Source organism: Dietzia sp. oral taxon 368 (genome assembly GCF_002999155.1).
Classification (GTDB): Bacteria; Actinomycetota; Actinomycetes; order Mycobacteriales; family Mycobacteriaceae; genus Dietzia; species Dietzia cinnamea.
Genome location: NZ_CP027238.1, coordinates 210,916 through 226,919, shown reverse-complemented (window position 1 = coordinate 226,919; position 16,004 = coordinate 210,916). Strand labels below are relative to the sequence as shown.

The following is a 16,004-nucleotide window of genomic DNA, read 5'->3' as shown; positions in this document are numbered from 1 at the left end:
TTCGCGTCCCGACACGGCCTGAGCCGTGCGGGGGCGTACCGCCACGTCGCGAACACCGTGAGGGGCGATAGCAAACGTGCAGACAACAGCGATGGTCTAGTTTACGGCCCGACCGCCTGAAACGGTAATCGGCACGTCAGCGCCGCATTCGGCGCCCGGGGATGCCGTCGCGTGACGCTCGAATTGGGTGCCCGGCCATCCTACGGGTACGATCTTTCGATGCGTGTGCTGACACCGGAATCCCCGGTTCGGCCACTGGCACTTGCGCGCCCCTGCCGGGGCGAGCGCCAGACCCACAGACTTCTACCGAGCTAGAGGGATCCAGTATGAAGAACGACATCCACCCCGACTACCACCCGGTGGTCTTCCAGGACTCGGGCACGGGCACCAAGTTCCTCACCCGTTCCACCGCGACGAGCTCCCGCACGGTGGAGTGGGAGGACGGACAGACCTACCCGCTCATCGTGGTGGACGTGACCAGCGAGTCGCACCCCTTCTGGACCGGTGCGCAGCGCGTCATGGACACCGCCGGCCGCGTCGAGAAGTTCCAGCGCCGCTACGGCAACCGCGCCCGTCGCGCCAAGTGAGACGCGGGGCGTCCGCGCCCCGGTACACCTCCTAGACCCCGAGGACGATAACCATGGCAGTTCCCAAGCGCCGCCTCTCGCGCGCCAACACCCACTCCCGCCGCTCCCAGTGGAAGGCCGACAACGTCGCCCTCCAGGAGACCAAGATCGACGGCCGCCCCGTGGCGCTGCCGCGTCGGCTGGTCAAGGCCGCCAAGCTCGGCCTGATCGACCTCGACCGCTGAGTCGCCCCTGAGCGCTGTCAGTCGAGTACTGCGGCGCTGGCAAGCGCCGCACGCACACGCCGGTCACGAGCCCGGCAGGTCCCCACGGACCTGCCGGGCTCGTCCGCGTCGACAGCGGGTCCGCGTCCGGCTGAGCGGTTCCTCAGCCGGGATTCAGGCGGGTGGGCGAAACTTGCCTCCATGAAGATTCTCGTGGTGGACGACGACCAGGCCGTACGCGAATCGCTCCGACGCTCTCTCACGTTCAACGGGTACGACGTGGAGCTGGCGGGCGACGGGGTCGAGGCGATCGAGCGGGTCGACGCCAACCGGCCGGACGCCGTGATCCTCGACGTCATGATGCCGCGTCGCGACGGCCTCGAGGTCTGCCGAATCCTACGTAGCCGCGGCGACGACCTCCCCGTGCTGATGCTCACCGCGCGGGACGCGGTCTCCGAACGTGTCGCCGGTCTGGACGCCGGTGCTGACGACTACCTCCCCAAGCCGTTCGCGCTCGAGGAGCTCCTGGCCCGCCTGCGCGCGCTTCTGCGTCGCCGAGGCCCCGACTCCGGGGAAGCCGACGAGGTCCTCGAGTTCGAGGACCTGCGCATGGATCTGGCGACCCGTGAGGTCAGCCGGGGCGAACGTCGTATCCAGCTCACCCGCACCGAGTTCTCCCTGCTGGAACTGCTCATGCACCACCCGCGCCGGGTGCTGACCCGCAGCCACATCCTCGAGGAGGTGTGGGGCTACGACTTCCCGACGTCGGGTAACGCGCTCGAGGTCTACATCGGCTACCTGCGTCGCAAGACCGAAGGTGAGGGCGAGAGCCGGTTGATCCACACCGTCCGCGGTGTGGGATACGTGTTGCGCGAGACGCCGTAGTGCCGGCCCGCGCGATGCGGACGAGAACCGCCCCGATCTCTCTGCACCAGCGGGTCACGTTGCTGGCCGCGAGCTCGGTCGGGGTCGCGGTGGCCCTGATGGCCGTCGCGGCCTACTTCGTCGTGTCGGGGTCGATGTACAGCGATGTCAACAGTCGGCTGCAGCAGCAGGCCGATCAGCTGGTGAACAGTCAGTTGGCCTCCGAGTTCGCACTGCAGTCCCGCAGCACCCTCATCGCGCTGCGTGCGTTCAACCCCAACCTCGACGCCCAGATCGTGGCCCCCTCCGGTGTACGGACCGCGACCGGCGAGCCGTTCCAGATCGGCGGGCCGGAGATCTCGGTGGTACGAGGTGAGTCCGATTCGAGCCTGCGGACCTCCGGCGGCAAACAGATCTACGCTGTCGGCGTCCGGGACGGCTCGACGCTGATCCTCGCGCAGGATCTCGGCCCCACGCGCGCGGCGCTCAACCGACTGGCGATCGTGTTGACGCTCGTCGGCGCGGCGGGCATCGCCCTCGCCGCCGTGGCCGGGACGGCCGTGGGTCGCACCGGGCTGGCACCGGTCGCGCGCCTTACCCGGGCGGTGGAACGCATCGCCCGGACGGACGACCTGCGGCCCATCCCCGTGGCCGGTGACGACGAAATCGCGCGCCTCACGAGCAGTTTCAACCAGATGCTCGTGGCCCTGGGGGAGAGCCGCGAACGCCAGGCCCGCCTCGTGGCGGACGCGGGCCACGAACTCAAGACCCCGCTGACGAGCCTCCGGACGAACGTCGAACTGCTCATCGCCGCGAGCCGCCCCGGCGCGCCGTCCATCCCGGACGCGGATCGCAGTGCGCTCGAGGTGGACGTGATCGGCCAGATCTCCGAGCTCAGCCAACTGGTCGGGGATCTCGTCGAGCTCGCCCGGGAGGACTCCGGCGAGGTCGAGCTGGAGCCGGTCGCCGTGTCGGAGGCCGTCGAGCGGGCACTCGAAAGGGTGCGCCGCCGTCGGCACGACGTGGAATTCGACGTCGAGTTGACGCCCTGGTATTCGTATGGCGACTCTGCGGGGATCGAGCGTGCGGTGCTCAACGTGTGCGACAACGCGGCCAAGTGGAGCCCCCCGGACGGCACGGTGACCGTGCGGATGCGGCTCGTGTCCGACGCGGTGATGGAGCTGACGGTGTCGGACCAGGGCCCCGGAATCCCCGAGGAGGACAGGGAGCTCGTGTTCGAGAGGTTCCACCGGTCCCGCGAGGCCCGCGGCATGCCGGGTTCCGGTCTGGGGCTGGCGATCGTGCGCCAGGTGACGACCCGGCACGGCGGGACGGTTGAGATCGGTGACGCCGAGGGCGGTGGCGCGCAGGTGCGCCTCACCCTGCCGGGCAACGAGCAGTTCCCCAACTGACCGACGTCGGATGCTCTCGCCGCCCGGCCCGGGTGGGTTTCAGCGGACACACAGGGCGGTTCAGCGGAAGCACAGCGTGGTCGGGGATCATGGTGGCCATGGAGAACGAGAACGGTCGGGGCCCGGGAGACCGGGGCCCCGGAGACGAATGGGCGCCCGGATCGCGCGCAGGCCTCGGCGGATCCCCTCAGTGGCAGCCAGGACAGAACCCGTACACGGGCCGCGACCCGAATGCCGGCCGGTTTCCCCTCGGCGAGCAGCGTCCGCCCGGACCCGGTGGGCCGGCTGGCCCGGCCGGGGCGGCTGGCCGGCCTCAGGGATGGGGCGACGGCGCCCGCGCCACCGCGGCGTTCCCCCCGCAGCAGGCGCCGGGTCAGGCCGGCCCCGCGGGCGCCGGGCCCGCGACGGGCGCGCCCTTCGCGGGTGGACCGGAGCACGTGGGCGGCGAGCCCGGGTCGGCGTCAAACAAGTCCGGTAGGGGGCTCGTCGTGGCCGGCATCGTGGCCGCGATGCTCGTCTCGGGCGGACTGGGCGGGTGGATCGGCGCGACGGTGGCCGGAGGGTCGGGAGAAGGACTGTCCTCGCCCATCAGCGCCACCCAGCCGGTGGGTCAGGCGCCGGACGGCACGGTCGAGGCGGTCGCCGACAAGGTACTGCCGAGCGTCGTCTCGATCGACGTGCGCTCCCAGACCGGGCGGGGCGAGGGGTCCGGGGTCGTGCTCACCGCGGACGGGCTCATCATCACCAACAATCACGTCATCGCGATGGCCAGCGCCGGCGGCAGCATCCAGGTGCGCTTCGATGACGGCTCCAAGGCGCCCGCGAGCATCGTGGGCACCGACCCAGCGACGGACATCGCGGTCATCAAGGCCGAGGCTCCCCGCCCGCTGACGCCGGTCGCGCTCGGCACGTCCGCCAACCTGAACGAGGGCCAGGCCGTGGCCGCCATCGGCTCGCCGCTCGGGCTGTCCGGGACTGTCACGACCGGCATCGTCTCGGCACTGGAGCGCCCGGTTCGAGCCGGTGGCGCGCAGTCCGATCAGAGCACGGTGATCGACGCCATCCAGACCGACGCCGCGGTGAACCCCGGCAACTCCGGTGGCGCCCTGGTGAACATGAACGGTGAGCTGATCGGCATCAACTCGGCCATCGCGTCGCTGGGCTCGGGCAACTCGGGCTCGATCGGGCTGGGATTCGCGATCCCGGTGGACCAGGCCCGCCGGATCGCCGACCAGATCATCAAGCAGGGCTTCGCCACCCGGGCCGTGCTCGGCGTGACGGTGAGTGACTCCCCGGCCGGAGACGGCGCGCTGGTGCGGTCGGTCGAGCCGGGCGGCCCGGCTGACCGTGCGGGCATCGAGGAGGGCGCCATCGTCACGCGGGTGGGCGAGCGGCTCATCGAGAACGGGGACGCGCTCGTCGCGGCGATCCGGTCCCGCGCTCCGGGGGAGACGGTGTCCGTCACCTATGCTTCTCGTGAGGGCGAACCGCCGAACACCGTCGACGTTGCACTGGGAGAGGCCAGATGAGCACCAGATTCGATCCGAGGGCGCTGCCCGGAGGCCGCAAGCTCCCCACGAACGTGGACTTCGACCCGACGGCCGTAGAGCCGCCGGAGCCGGCGATCGCCGGCCGCGCGATGGTCGTGGTGGTTACGGACCGTATGCCCGAGCGGGAGGACTTCATCGGTCCGCTGGTCACCGAGCTCCTCGAGGAGGAGGGCTTCCTCGTGGGCGGCGTCGTCGGCGTGGCGGCCGACGAGTCCGAGGTCCGCAAGGCGCTCGAGACCGCGGTCGTCGGCGGGTTCGACTTCGTCGTCACCATCGGCGGGACCGGCGTCGGCCCCCGCGACATCACGCCGGAGGTCACCGAGGAGATCCTCGACCAGCGACTGCCCGGCATCGCCGAGGCCATCCGCTCATCCGGCCTCACCGCGGGAGCCGTCGACTCGATCGTCTCCCGCGGGCACGTGGGCGTCTCCGGCAGCACGGTGGTCGCGAACCTCGCGCCGAGCCGGGCCGCCATCCGTGACGGGATGGCCACGCTGTGCCCGCTCGTGTCATACGTGGTCGCGCAGCTGTCGGGCTTCGACGGTCTGTGACCGGCGCGCGGGGCTCCGAGGGCGATCGGCGGGCCGGCACCTGGGGGACCACTCCCGGGAGCGCCGACCGCCGCGCCGCGGACCGCAGGCGCATCGACGAGGTGTTCGGCGACACGCTGCCGGAGACCACCTCGGACGAGGCGCGCGGGAGCGACACCCGACTCCGGGACGACTGGTGGCGCGAGCAACGCCCGCCTCACCACGACTGAGCCCGTCCCTCCGCGACTGAGCCCGTCCCGCGGCGACTGGCCTCACCCGGCAGGGCCGGCAGCGCGGATCGGCGGCCCGCCCGGCTGCGCCCCTCAGGCGCTCCACCGCTCCGGCGCCCGAGCGACGCCGTCAGGACTCGTTGGTCGGGTTATCAGGGTCGGAGGGGTGGGCGAGCGGCCGCCCGGCGAGCAGGTCACGGATCTCCACGAGGAGTTCGTTATCCGTGGCGGGGGCCTCGATGCCCTTTCGGCGGGCGGCGGCCTCCTTCATCTTGTTCATGGGGCCCACCAGCACGAAGTAGATGATGGCGGCGATGAGCAGGAAGTTGATGACCGCCGAGATGAGCGCCCCGAAGTCCATCAGCGTCTCGGGGTTGTTCTCCAGGAGCTGCACGGCGAAGCCGATCTCCTTGTCCCCGCCGAGCAGGGCGATGAGCGGGTTGATGATCGCGCTGGTGAACGCGTCGACGATGGACGCGAAGGCGGTGCCGATCACGACGGCCACGGCCAGGTCGATCACGTTGCCCTGCATGATGAAATCGCGGAAACCCTTGAGCATCGCTCGCCCCTGTCAGATGTAGTCACCGTGCTGCCGAATCGGCACGGACGATATTAGCAGGACACGCCACCGTGGAATACCCGCGCGCGGCGGCTCAGCCGTGCACCACGACGGCCAGTGGGCTCGTGGCGGCCGTCGCGGCGAGGTGGGAGGCGAGCTCCTCGGGGACTTCGACCAGCACGGACCGGGCGCCCGACCGTCCGGCCGGGGTGTCGCGCACCCGGGCCGCCCGCGCGACGACGAGATCGGCCGCAGCGGCGTGAGCACCGGGGTCGTGGGCGTCGGCGTCGATCGTGGAGACGAGGTCCACAAGGTCTCCGGGCTTCAGCAGGTCGGCCACGGCGGGGTCGGCGAGGGCGACGGGTACCACCCGCACAGGTCGCGCCGGGCCGCCGCCGGGGGCAGCGGTGACCGCGGCGGCGACGTCGGGCGGGGGACCGGGGGTCTCCGCGGGATCGGACCGTCCGACGAACGGTGCTGCCACCACGAGCGCGGCCGCGAACGCCATCCGGGCCGTGCGTCGCCGCCGCCATCGCCCGGGCGTGGTCACCGAGGCGATGGTGCGGCGCATGGGGTCCCCCGTCGGTCGGCGCGCCCGCGGCGCGAACAGCGATGCCGCCGTCGCCCGGCGGTGTCGGTCAGACCGTAGCCGCAGGCTCCGGGCGACGGCCGCGCCGCGAGCGTCCACGCGAGAGACCTGTGGAGGCGGACGGGGGTGTGGAGAAACGCCCCGTCACGACCGTCGGGTCGGGAAGCAGCGGGGCTACGAGCCCGGGGCAGGTGGGTAGCGGACTTCTGATGCAGAACGTCGCGAACACAGCCGCCCCCGCCATGGCGTCTCGCCCTCCCCGAAGAGCGGGCGAGACGCCATGCGGGGGAGCGGCTGCGTTGCGGGTGTTCAGGCGTAGGAGCGAGGCGCCATGCGGGGGAGCGGCTGCGTTGCGGGTGTTCAGGCGTAGGAGCGAGACGCCATGCCGGGGAGCGGCTGCTTTTGGGGGTGTGCAGGCGCGGGAGCGAGACGCCATGCCGGGGAGCGGCTGCGGCGGGGGAGAGGTCGACTACGAGGCCGGTTACGACGACGACGAGGACGACGACGAGCCGGACGAGCCCGACGACTTTCCGGCACCGGCGGTCGCGCTCGAGCCGGAACCGGACCCCGATCCCGAGGACCCGGTGGACGAGGAGTCGCCGCTCGGCGAGCCGTTCGAGGAGCTGCCGTTCGAGTTGCCGCCCGGGGAACCCGACCCGGACGAGGCCGAGCCGGACGAGCCGCCCTCGCCGGCGCCGCGGCTGTCCGTGCGGTAGAAGCCGGAGCCCTTGAAGACGACACCGACCGTGTTGAAGAGCTTGCGCAGGCCGCCGTCGCACTGCGGGCAGACCGTCAGCGAGTCCTCGTCGAAGGATTGCTGGATGTCGAAGGCGACGTCACAGTCGCGGCACCGGTAGGAGTAGGTGGGCATCTGGCCTCCCGAGACGGATCGGATTGTCGTTGGCACTCTACTCCGGCGAGTGCCAAGTTCCGAAGTCGAGAAGCCCTTCCGGCGTGATCACGCCGTGTACGGGCCGATCGTGGGTCTCGGCGGGGATGTGCTCGAGGACGTTCTCCGTGTCGGCCAGCGCGAGGAGTCGGGTGCGGGGACCGACCAGTGCGAGCGAGCGGTCGTAGTAGCCGCCGCCCCGCCCGAGTCGCGTGCCGGAGCGGTCGACGGCCACGGCGGGCACCAGCACGAGATCGGCGTCGGCGATGCGCTCGGGGCCCTCCGGTGGTGCCGACGGCACGAGGATGCCGAACCGGCCCCGAACCAGGTCCGCCGGCCCGGCGTACGCCGCCCACTCCACCGGGCCGCGCGCCGGGGAGACGGGCAGCAGTACCCGCGCACCGCGGCTCGCCAGCTCCTCCGGCAGACCCCGTCCGCCGGCCTCGTCGTCGTCGGGTACATAGGCGCACACCACCATCCCCGAGGTGACGATCCCCGCCAGGTGGTCGAGGATCGCCCGGTCACGCCGGGCGCGCACCGGCGCGGGCACGGCGGCGCGGCGCGCGAGCACCTCCCGGCGCAACCGTGCCTTCACGGCCGCGTCGGTGGTGGGCCCCGCGCCGACGTCGGGCTCGTCCTGCGACATGAGCCACAGTCTGCCGCGCGTGGCGTCACACGTCGGTGCCGGGTGCGCGGTCTAAGGTGGTCGCCATGACGTCCGACACCTCACCCGCGCCGCAGTTCCGGACCGCCGTCGTCCCGGCGGCCGGTCTCGGGACCCGGTTCCTGCCCGCCACCAAGACGGTGCCCAAGGAGCTCCTGCCCGTCGTGGACACGCCGGGGATCGAGCTCATCGCCGAGGAGGCCACCGAGGCGGGGGCCGGGCGGCTCGCGATCGTCACCTCCGAGCGCAAGGTCGGCGTGATGGCACACTTCGCCGAGGACACCGTCCTCGAGGACACGCTCGAGGACCGCGGCAAGGACGTCCTCCTGCATAAGGTCCAGCGCGCGCCCGGGCTCATCGAGGTCGTCGACGTCCGTCAGGACGAGCCCCTGGGGCTGGGACACGCGATCGCGCAGGTCGAGTCGGTGCTCGGCGACGAGGAGCAGGCCGTGGCGGTGCTGCTGCCGGACGACCTGGTCCTGCCGTTCGGGATCCTCGGACAGATGAACGCCGTCCGCGCCGAGCGCGGCGGCAGCGTGCTGTGCGCGTTCGAGGTGGACCCGGACAACGTCTCCTCCTACGGCGTGTTCGAGGTGGAGGACACCGACGACCCGTCGGTGAAGAAGGTGCTCGGCATGGTCGAGAAGCCGGCCGCCGAGGACGCGCCCTCCAACCTCGCCGCGGCCGGGCGGTACGTGCTCGACCGCGCGATCTTCGACGCGCTGCGCCGGACCGAGCCGGGCGCCGGCGGGGAGATCCAGATCACCGACGCGATCGACCTGCTCATCGACGAGGGCCACCCCGTGCACGTGGTGGTCCACGACGGCACCCGCCACGACCTGGGCAACCCCGGCGGCTACATCAAGGCGTGCGTGGACTTCGCGCTGGACAACCCGGCGTACGCGGACGACCTCCGCGAGTGGCTCTCGGGCCGACTGGGGTCGTAACCCCTTTTCCACTGGTGAGGCGGGTCCGCTCGCGCGGGTGACGGGTACGGGAAAGGAGCACCTGGTGCGCTCCGTCGAGGAACAGCTGGCTCTGGTGACGGCGGCCGCGGTCGCCCCGCGCCCCGTGCGCGTGGCGATCTCCGAGGCGCAGGGTCTGCTGTGCGCCGAGGAGGTCGTGGCCGAGCGCCCGCTCCCGTCGTTCGACCAGGCCGCGATCGACGGCTACGCGGTGCGTAGCGTCGACGTCCGGCCCGACGGCCCCGGCGACCGCGGCGGTGACGCTCCGGACGGCCCCGTGGCCCTGCCCGTGGTGGGCCAGATCTCCGCCGGCTCCCGCCAGCCCATCCGGCTGCAACCCGGTCAGACCGTGCGCGTCGACACCGGCGCGCCGCTCCCGACCCTCGCCGACGCCGTCCTGCCGGTGGGCTGGGCCACCCCCGACGGCCGACAGATCGTCCCGACCCGCACCGTCCGCACCGGTGACTACGTCCGCCGCATCGGCGACGACGTCCAGCCCGGCGACGTGGCCGTCCGCGCCGGCAGCATCATCGGTCCCGCCCAGGTCGGCCTTCTCGCCTCCGTCGGCCGCGCCAAGGTGCTCGTGCACCCCAAGCCGCGGATGTCGGTCATCTCCGTGGGCGACGAACTCGTGGACGTCGACGGCCGACCCGGCACCGGGCAGGTCTACGACGTCAACTCCTACGCCCTCACCGCCGCCGGCCGTGACGCCGGTGCCGACGTCCACCGGGTGGGCATCGCCAGCACCGAGCCGTCACGACTGCGCGAGGTGCTCGAGGGTCAGCTCGTCCGCAGTGAACTCGTCGTGGTCTCCGGCGCCGCCGGCGGAGAGGCCACCACCCGGATCCGCCAGGTCATGGCCGAGCTCGGGCAGATCGAGGTCAACCGTGTCGCCATGCACCCCGGGTCGGTGCAGGGCTTCGGCCGGCTCGGTCGCGACGAGGTCCCCACCTTCCTGCTGCCGTCCAACCCGGTGAGCGCGCTGGTGGTCTTCGAGATCATGGTGCGGCCCCTCATCCGCATCGCGCTGGGCAAGCGTCAGCCCATGCGCCGCACCGTCCGCGCCCGCACGGTGGCGCCGATCTCGTCGGTCGAGGGGCGTCGCGGCTACCTGCGCGGGCAGCTCATGCGCGACACGGACACGGGCGAGTACCTGGTCCGCGCCCTCGGCGGTGCCCAGGGGTCCTCGACGCACCTGCTCGCGTCGCTCGCGGAGGCCAACTGCCTCGTCGTGATCGATCCCGGCGTCACCGCCGTGAGGGCGGGTGACGAGGTCGACGTGATGTTCCTCGCCCAGCGGGGGTGAACCGGGGCGTGAGCGGCGTGTGGGACGCGTTGACCGCCGACACGGCCGCCCACCCCGGGTGGCCCCTCGAGGCGGGGCCGCTGTGCGTGCCCGCCGGCGTCGTCACCTTGCGGCCGGTCCGTCGGCGGGACGCGCGCGCGTGGTCGGCGCTGCGGCTGTTCGAGAGGGATCACCTCGAACCGTGGGAGCCGACCGTCGAGGGCCGGTGGCACGAGAACAACTCCCCGCGCGCCTGGCCGCCCATCCATGCCCAGCTCCGACGCTACGCCCGCGCCGGAGCGACCCTCCCCGCCGCCATCGAGCTCGACGGCCGCTTCTGCGGGCAGATCACCGTGGGCGGCATCGTCCGCGGCGCCCTGCACTCCGGGTGGATCGGCTACTGGGTCGGCCGCCCGTTCGTCGGCGGCGGGGTGGCCACCGCGGCTCTGGCGTTGGGCGTGGACCACGCCCTGGGGCCGGGTGCTCTGCACCGCGTGGACGCGACCGTCCGACCGGAGAACACGGCCAGCCGCGTGGTGCTCGAGAGGTGCGGATTCCGCGAGGAGGGGCTGCTGCGACGCTACCTCCACGTGGACGGAGCGTGGCGCGATCATCTCCTGGTCGCCCGCACCCGCGAGGAGCACGGACGGGGCGCGGTGGCCGCGCTTGTCGAGGCCGGCCGCGCACGGCGCGTCTGAGGATGTCCTGAGCATCGTGACCTGCGGCGCGCCGCCGCTTCGCGGGGCTCGCGCGCCGTTACGGTTGGATCCTCACCACGACGTCCCGAGTCGGGGTAGACGCTCGAGGAGGCCTGATCGATGTCGAGCTCGCTGCTGATCATCCTGCTGGTGGTGGTCTGGCTGTTCGTCCTCGCGCCAATGCTCATCCGGTCGCGCAATCCCATCCGGCGCACCGGTGACGCTCTGGCGCAGACGCGCACGCTGTACTCCGGCGGTTCCCGCCGCCTGGTGCCCAGTCGCGGGCGCGCCGCGGCCGATCCAGTGCAGGCCGAGTCCGAGGAGTCCGTTTTCGGACTGCCGACCGGGGCCGGCGCGACGGACGCCGAGCTGCTCGACACCGAGACGTGGGAGCACCTGCTCGAGCAGACCCTGCGCTGCGAGGCCGCGGGCCGCCGTGGCGAGGCCGTGCGCCGCGCCATGGAGGAGCGGCGCGCCGCCGCGACCGCGGGCGAGCGTGCCCACGGCGGCGAGCAGACCTCGGAGGAGATCACCTCGGAGATCCCTGCGGTCGTGGTGGCGGACGAGAGCGACTCCGTGCGCGCGGTGGCCTCCGTGTCGGAGCGGAGCGCGTCGGTGGTGGCCGCCGAGGTCGGTGACGTGCGAGTCGGAACCGACGTCCGTGCGGGAGACGCCGGCGTGGACGCGGACGAGGGCGCGGACGAGGACGCGCGGAGGCCCGTGGTCGTCGACGGCGAGCTGGTCGAACGCTCCGCGGGGGAGCGGCCGGCCGGGCCGACGGGTCACGCCGAGGACGCGGCGGGCATCGACGAGGAGGCCGTGCACACCCACCGGGGTCGTCGGCGGCCCGCCGCGCCCGAGGTGGAGCTCACCGACGCCGATCTGGACTTCGCCGAGCGGCGTCGTGGGCGCGGGGCCTACGACCCGATGGCGGACCGGCAGGCCGCCGAGCAGCGCGCGCACGCCCGGCAGCGTACGGCCCTCATCCTCGTGGGCCTCTCGGTGGTCGCCGTGGTCCTGGCCCTTCTCACCGTCCCCGCCGTGTGGTGGTTCGCCGGCGGCTCCGTCCTGCTGCTCGCTGCCTACCTCATGTACCTGCGCCGTCAGGTGAAGCTGGAGGAGAGCCTGCGCCGCCGCCGCATCGAGCGCATGCGTCGCGCCCGGCTGGGCGTGGAGTCCCGCGAGGACGATGAACTGTCGATCGTGCCGCCGCGGCTGCGCCGGCCCGGTGCGGTGGTGCTGGAGATCGACGACGAGGACCCTGCGTTCGACGTGCTCGACACCCACCGCGTGGACCTGGACACCGACCCCGGTCACCACGATCAGCGGCGTCATCACCGCGAGCCGCTGCGGCGCGCGGTGGGCTGATCGGACCCCCGATTTGGTCGGCTGCCCGACCATGCTGGTAAGGTATTCCACGCTGCTCGAGAGGGCGGCACAGCCTCTTGGAAGAGTTCGGAAGAGGGGCATCGCGGCCCGCGAGGGCGGCGAGGGGCTATAGCGCAGTTGGTAGCGCGTCTCGTTCGCATCGAGAAGGTCAGGGGTTCGATTCCCCTTAGCTCCACCCAAGGACTTCGAGTTCAGAGGCCGTTTCCGCGCAAGCGGGGACGGCCTTTCCGCTATCCGGGGAGGTGCGGTAGTGGCACGTCGAGATGGCAGTGCGGTCGGCCGGGCGGCTCCGGTCCGCGCGCGGTTCTCGGCCGACCCCGCCGACGTCCTCGCACTCGCCGCCGACCCCGCACGGTGGCGCGAATGGGCGGGCCCGATCCCGATCTGGTGGGTGCACCGGCACCTGGGCCGCGTCACGGTCCGCGCGCGTCCCGACGGCGGCGGAGAACTCGAGTGGAGCCTGCCGGCGCGGCCCACCGCTGGGCTCCCGCGGCCGGTTCTACGGGCCATCCTCTCACTGCTCGCGCGGCGGCTCGTCACCGAGGCCGACCGGCGGATCGCCGTCACCCGTCGGCCCAGCCTGCCGGCACGGTTCCAGCGCGCCGGCCTGCAACTGGTCGTCCGGCCCGTCCTGACCATCGCGCCCTTCGACGAGAAGTGGATCCGGGCGCTGCGGGCGGTCGCGACGACCGCGTCCCGGGCGACGGGGGCGCGCCGGCGGACGCGGCCCGCGCACGGTGCGCCGGTGCCGGGTCTGTGGATCGACGGGGCGGACGACGCGCCCGGCCTGCTCGTGCTGCACGGGGGCGGCTATGTCGCCGGCTCGTCGGACACGCACGCCACCATGGCGAAGGCGTTGGCCCGCCTCGCCGGGGCGACCACGTACGTGCCCGACTACCGGCTGGCGCCCGAGCACCGGTACCCGGCGGCACTCGACGACGCGGAGGCCGCGTTCCGGCACCTCGCCGAGCACGTCGGCGGCGCCGAGAGGGTCGCGATCGCCGGCGACTCGGCGGGCGGCGGCCTCGCGCTGGGACTGCTCGACCGTCTTCGCGGAGGCGGCGAACGACCGGCTGCTCTGGCCCTGATCAGCCCTTGGGTCGACCTCACCGAGCCCCTCGGCGGGGAGCGATCCGGCGGTGCCCTCGATCCGCTCACGCCCCCGTCCATCGCCGCCGACTGTCGCGACGCCTACGCGGGCGACACCCCGGTCGACGACCCGGGGATCTCCCCGGCCCGCCGGCCGCTCGACGCGAGTGCGCCGGCGGTCGCGATCGTCTGCGGGGGAGACGACTTCGTGGTCGACGACGTCCGCGGCTTCGTCGACGCGAGCACCGCGCGGGGAGCGACCGTCGATCTGCGGGTGTGGCCCGGGATGGTCCACTGCTTCCCCGTGGTCGCCGGGACGCCCGAGGGCGCGTCGGCGCTCGCCGTGCTGGCCGGACACATCCGCACGGCGGTGATGGCGACCGCGGTGGACGCCGATACAGTTGGCCCCCGTGACCGAGGGGACTATCGCGTCCGGGAGACGACCGACCGGTAAGTGGCTGAACCTGGCCGCGGCGATCGTCTGCGAGGTCGCAGGATCGCTCGCGCTCAAGGGCGCGTTGGACCGGCCCGCGCTCTACGTCGTGGTGGTGATCGGCTACCTCGGCGCCTTCGTGTTCCTCGCCCGGACCCTGAAGGCGGGGCTGCCGCTGGGCGTGGCCTACGGCATCTGGGGAGCCACCGGGGTCGCGCTCACCGCCGGTCTGTCCGCGCTGATCTTCGCCGAGCCACTGACCCCGCTGACGGGGGCCGGTATCGCAGTCATCATCGCCGGCGTCCTGTGCGTCGAACTCGGATCCCAGCGCGCTCGCGCCCGGGCGGCAGGGGCCGCGTGATGGCATGGGGTTACCTCGTCGTCGCCATCTGTTGTGAGCTCGCGGCGACCCTCTCCCTCCGCAAGGCCGTCGACGACGCCCGGTGGTACGCCGCCGTCGCGCCCGGGTACCTGGTGGCGTTCGTGTTCCTGTCCCTCACCCTGGCCGCCGGCATGCCGCTCGGCGTGGCCTACGGCATCTGGACCGCCGCCGGTGTCGCCCTGGCCGCGGTGTTCAGCCGCCTGCTGTTCCGCGAGCCGCTCACGCCGCTGATGGGTGCCGGGATCGTCCTCATCGCCTGCGGCGTGCTGCTCGTCGAACTCGGCGCGGACGCCTGACCGCGGTTAGGCGACCCTATCCCCCGCAGGTAGGCGGGGTGTGCCGCACGCGCCCGTCGAGAAACCTGCACACGGTGTGCATAAGCGCAGGCCAAGGCCGTGACAGCGCCATTAGAACGGGTTACAGTCTGCGCATGACTCTCGCGCCCGGAACCCCCGCCCCCGACGTCTTCAGCCCCGGAAAGATCGGCAACGTCACGCTGCGGAACCGCATCGTCAAGGCCGCCACCTTCGAGGGCCGGTGTCCCCGTGGGCGGATCACCGACGAGCTCATCGAGTTCCACACCGAGTACGCCCGAGGCGGGGTCGGTATGACGACCGTGGCCTACCTCGCCACGTCGCCCGAAGGTCGCACCGATAAGCACCAATACCACTGGGGTATGGACGACGGCGGGATGCTGCGCAAGCTCACCGATTCGGTCCACAACGAGGGTGCCGCGATCTCCGCCCAGGTCGGCCACGCCGGTGCGGTCGCCAACGGCGCCTCCAACGGGATGACCCCGCTCGGTCCGTCGCGCATCCCCGCGCCCACCGGCCTGGCCATCACCAAGGCGTGCACCCTTGCCGATATCGACCGGATCGTCGAGGACCACGTCCGTGCCGCGCGTGGCGCCTACGAGGCCGGCTTCGACGCCATCGAGGTGCACTTCGGTCACAACTACCTCGTCAGTGAGTTCCTCAGTCCGAGGCTCAACCGCCGGAAGGACGAGTACGGCGGGTCGCTGGAGAACCGCGCCCGCTTCGCCCGCCGCATCGGCCGTGCCATCCGCGACGCCATGGGCGACACGATCGCCGTCACCATGAAGCTCAACATGGACGACGGCGTGCCCGGCGGCTTCTGGATCGACGAGGCGCGGCAGGTCGCCAGGTGGCTGGAGCAGGACGGCTCGGCCGACGCGCTGGTGATGACCGTCGGCAGCTCCCTGCTCAACCCGATCTACCTGTTCAAGGGTGACGCGCCGCTGGAGGAGTTCGCCGCCACCCAGCCGCCCGTGATCAAGATGGGCATGAAGGTCGTCGGACCGAAGATGTTCAAGGAGTACCCCTACACCGACGCGTACATGTTCGACGACGCCCGCCAGATCCGCGAGGCCGTCGACCTGCCGATGATGCTGCTCGGCGGCATCGTCGACCGACCGTCCATCGACAAGGCGATGAACGCGGGCTTCGAGTTCGTCGCCATGGGCCGCGCTCTGCTGCGCGAGCCCGACTTCCCCAACACGCTCAGGGAGGACGAGCGTCGTCGCTCGCTGTGTGTCCACTGCAACCGGTGCATGGCCACCATCTACAGCGGGAGCCGATGCGTGCTGCGCGAGTACGTGCCGCCGATCCCGCCGCGCGGCGGCCACGACACGCTCCAGGCGACCAAGCTCACGCCGCAGGTCTGAGA

Annotated in this window: 19 protein-coding genes and 1 tRNA gene; 16 read left to right on the top strand and 4 right to left on the bottom strand. The window is 72.2% G+C overall.

The annotated features are described in order from the left end of the window. The first annotated feature begins 326 nt into the window (after window positions 1-326). The 7 genes from C3V38_RS01115 (at window position 327) to C3V38_RS01085 (ending at window position 5,376) form a co-directional block, all read left to right on the top strand. Entirely contained in the window at window positions 327-587 is a 261-nt protein-coding gene (locus C3V38_RS01115) for a type B 50S ribosomal protein L31 (RefSeq protein WP_007632787.1), read from the top strand. 53 nt (window positions 588-640) lie between these two features. Further along, window positions 641-811: a 50S ribosomal protein L32 gene (rpmF, locus tag C3V38_RS01110; protein WP_007632786.1), complete on the top strand. Its 171-nt coding sequence runs from the start codon at window positions 641-643 to the stop codon at window positions 809-811. 180 nt (window positions 812-991) lie between these two features. Next, complete coding sequence (locus C3V38_RS01105; RefSeq protein WP_061229039.1) at window positions 992-1,675, top strand: response regulator transcription factor; 684 nt, start codon at window positions 992-994, stop codon at window positions 1,673-1,675. Between the two features lie 14 nt (window positions 1,676-1,689). Further along, window positions 1,690-3,066, top strand: coding sequence for a HAMP domain-containing sensor histidine kinase (locus C3V38_RS01100; protein WP_232302968.1), 1,377 nt, complete (start codon window positions 1,690-1,692; stop codon window positions 3,064-3,066). Between the two features lie 437 nt (window positions 3,067-3,503). After that, window positions 3,504-4,595, top strand: coding sequence for a S1C family serine protease (locus tag C3V38_RS01095; RefSeq protein WP_254426041.1), 1,092 nt, complete (start codon window positions 3,504-3,506; stop codon window positions 4,593-4,595). Then, on the top strand, window positions 4,592-5,167 hold the full coding sequence (locus C3V38_RS01090; RefSeq protein ID WP_061229037.1) for a molybdenum cofactor biosynthesis protein B: 576 nt from the start codon (window positions 4,592-4,594) through the stop codon (window positions 5,165-5,167). The genes C3V38_RS01095 and C3V38_RS01090 overlap by 4 nt, the downstream gene beginning before the upstream one ends. Beyond that, window positions 5,164-5,376 carry a hypothetical protein gene (locus C3V38_RS01085; RefSeq protein WP_061229036.1) on the top strand — a complete coding sequence of 71 codons (213 nt, stop codon included), beginning with the start codon at window positions 5,164-5,166 and terminating at the stop codon, window positions 5,374-5,376. The genes C3V38_RS01090 and C3V38_RS01085 overlap by 4 nt, the downstream gene beginning before the upstream one ends. A gap of 130 nt (window positions 5,377-5,506) precedes the next feature. Here C3V38_RS01085 and mscL read toward each other — a convergent pair whose 3' ends face one another. From mscL to C3V38_RS01065, 4 genes are all read right to left on the bottom strand, one after another. Further along, window positions 5,507-5,935 (bottom strand): large conductance mechanosensitive channel protein MscL, encoded by a 429-nt coding sequence (gene mscL, locus C3V38_RS01080; RefSeq protein ID WP_007632160.1) that lies wholly within the window; start codon window positions 5,933-5,935, stop codon window positions 5,507-5,509. Window positions 5,936-6,029: 94 nt separating this feature from the next. Then, the gene (locus C3V38_RS01075) at window positions 6,030-6,506 is read right to left on the bottom strand and encodes a hypothetical protein (protein WP_061229035.1); all 477 of its coding nucleotides are present in this window, start codon (window positions 6,504-6,506) and stop codon (window positions 6,030-6,032) included. 499 nt (window positions 6,507-7,005) lie between these two features. Continuing rightward, window positions 7,006-7,395, bottom strand: coding sequence for an FmdB family zinc ribbon protein (locus C3V38_RS01070; protein WP_063935143.1), 390 nt, complete (start codon window positions 7,393-7,395; stop codon window positions 7,006-7,008). Window positions 7,396-7,432: 37 nt separating this feature from the next. After that, complete coding sequence (locus tag C3V38_RS01065; RefSeq protein WP_106384923.1) at window positions 7,433-8,059, bottom strand: 5-formyltetrahydrofolate cyclo-ligase; 627 nt, start codon at window positions 8,057-8,059, stop codon at window positions 7,433-7,435. 65 nt (window positions 8,060-8,124) lie between these two features. On the opposite strand from C3V38_RS01065, the gene C3V38_RS01060 reads away from it, so the two are divergent. From C3V38_RS01060 to C3V38_RS01020, 9 genes are all read left to right on the top strand, one after another. Then, window positions 8,125-9,024: a UTP--glucose-1-phosphate uridylyltransferase gene (locus tag C3V38_RS01060; RefSeq protein WP_106384922.1), complete on the top strand. Its 900-nt coding sequence runs from the start codon at window positions 8,125-8,127 to the stop codon at window positions 9,022-9,024. A gap of 64 nt (window positions 9,025-9,088) precedes the next feature. Further along, complete coding sequence (gene glp / locus C3V38_RS01055; RefSeq protein WP_106384921.1) at window positions 9,089-10,348, top strand: gephyrin-like molybdotransferase Glp; 1,260 nt, start codon at window positions 9,089-9,091, stop codon at window positions 10,346-10,348. Window positions 10,349-10,365: 17 nt separating this feature from the next. After that, a complete protein-coding gene (locus C3V38_RS01050) occupies window positions 10,366-11,025 on the top strand; it encodes a GNAT family N-acetyltransferase (RefSeq protein WP_106386314.1) in 660 nt (219 codons plus the stop codon). 120 nt (window positions 11,026-11,145) lie between these two features. Further along, entirely contained in the window at window positions 11,146-12,393 is a 1,248-nt protein-coding gene (glpR, locus tag C3V38_RS01045) for a gephyrin-like molybdotransferase receptor GlpR (RefSeq protein WP_106384920.1), read from the top strand. A gap of 123 nt (window positions 12,394-12,516) precedes the next feature. After that, window positions 12,517-12,589 (top strand) — tRNA-Ala (locus C3V38_RS01040). A 75-nt stretch (window positions 12,590-12,664) separates the two neighbouring features. Next, on the top strand, window positions 12,665-13,957 hold the full coding sequence (locus C3V38_RS01035) for an alpha/beta hydrolase fold domain-containing protein (RefSeq protein ID WP_106384919.1): 1,293 nt from the start codon (window positions 12,665-12,667) through the stop codon (window positions 13,955-13,957). Further along, window positions 13,914-14,297 (top strand): multidrug efflux SMR transporter, encoded by a 384-nt coding sequence (locus tag C3V38_RS01030; RefSeq protein WP_106384918.1) that lies wholly within the window; start codon window positions 13,914-13,916, stop codon window positions 14,295-14,297. The genes C3V38_RS01035 and C3V38_RS01030 overlap by 44 nt, the downstream gene beginning before the upstream one ends. Next, window positions 14,297-14,614: a multidrug efflux SMR transporter gene (locus C3V38_RS01025; RefSeq protein WP_106386313.1), complete on the top strand. Its 318-nt coding sequence runs from the start codon at window positions 14,297-14,299 to the stop codon at window positions 14,612-14,614. Before C3V38_RS01030 ends, C3V38_RS01025 begins: the two co-directional genes overlap by 1 nt. A 134-nt stretch (window positions 14,615-14,748) precedes the next feature. Next, window positions 14,749-16,002: an NADH:flavin oxidoreductase gene (locus C3V38_RS01020; protein ID WP_063972839.1), complete on the top strand. Its 1,254-nt coding sequence runs from the start codon at window positions 14,749-14,751 to the stop codon at window positions 16,000-16,002. Window positions 16,003-16,004: the final 2 nt, after the last annotated feature.

What these genes read in the sequence shown, in the direction of transcription:
- C3V38_RS01025 (WP_106386313.1), top strand. Translation starts at nt 14,297, where the DNA reads ATGGCATGGGGTTACCTCGTCGTCGCCATCTGTTGTGAGCTCGCGGCG.
- C3V38_RS01090 (WP_061229037.1), top strand. Translation starts at nt 4,592, where the DNA reads ATGAGCACCAGATTCGATCCGAGGGCGCTGCCCGGAGGCCGCAAGCTC.
- C3V38_RS01105 (WP_061229039.1), top strand. Translation starts at nt 992, where the DNA reads ATGAAGATTCTCGTGGTGGACGACGACCAGGCCGTACGCGAATCGCTC.
- mscL (WP_007632160.1), bottom strand. Translation starts at nt 5,935, where the DNA reads ATGCTCAAGGGTTTCCGCGATTTCATCATGCAGGGCAACGTGATCGAC.
- rpmF (WP_007632786.1), top strand. Translation starts at nt 641, where the DNA reads ATGGCAGTTCCCAAGCGCCGCCTCTCGCGCGCCAACACCCACTCCCGC.
- C3V38_RS01060 (WP_106384922.1), top strand. Translation starts at nt 8,125, where the DNA reads ATGACGTCCGACACCTCACCCGCGCCGCAGTTCCGGACCGCCGTCGTC.
- glpR (WP_106384920.1), top strand. Translation starts at nt 11,146, where the DNA reads ATGTCGAGCTCGCTGCTGATCATCCTGCTGGTGGTGGTCTGGCTGTTC.
- C3V38_RS01100 (WP_232302968.1), top strand. Translation starts at nt 1,690, where the DNA reads ATGCGGACGAGAACCGCCCCGATCTCTCTGCACCAGCGGGTCACGTTG.
- C3V38_RS01075 (WP_061229035.1), bottom strand. Translation starts at nt 6,506, where the DNA reads ATGCGCCGCACCATCGCCTCGGTGACCACGCCCGGGCGATGGCGGCGG.
- C3V38_RS01065 (WP_106384923.1), bottom strand. Translation starts at nt 8,059, where the DNA reads ATGTCGCAGGACGAGCCCGACGTCGGCGCGGGGCCCACCACCGACGCG.
- C3V38_RS01020 (WP_063972839.1), top strand. Translation starts at nt 14,749, where the DNA reads ATGACTCTCGCGCCCGGAACCCCCGCCCCCGACGTCTTCAGCCCCGGA.
- C3V38_RS01070 (WP_063935143.1), bottom strand. Translation starts at nt 7,395, where the DNA reads ATGCCCACCTACTCCTACCGGTGCCGCGACTGTGACGTCGCCTTCGAC.
- C3V38_RS01115 (WP_007632787.1), top strand. Translation starts at nt 327, where the DNA reads ATGAAGAACGACATCCACCCCGACTACCACCCGGTGGTCTTCCAGGAC.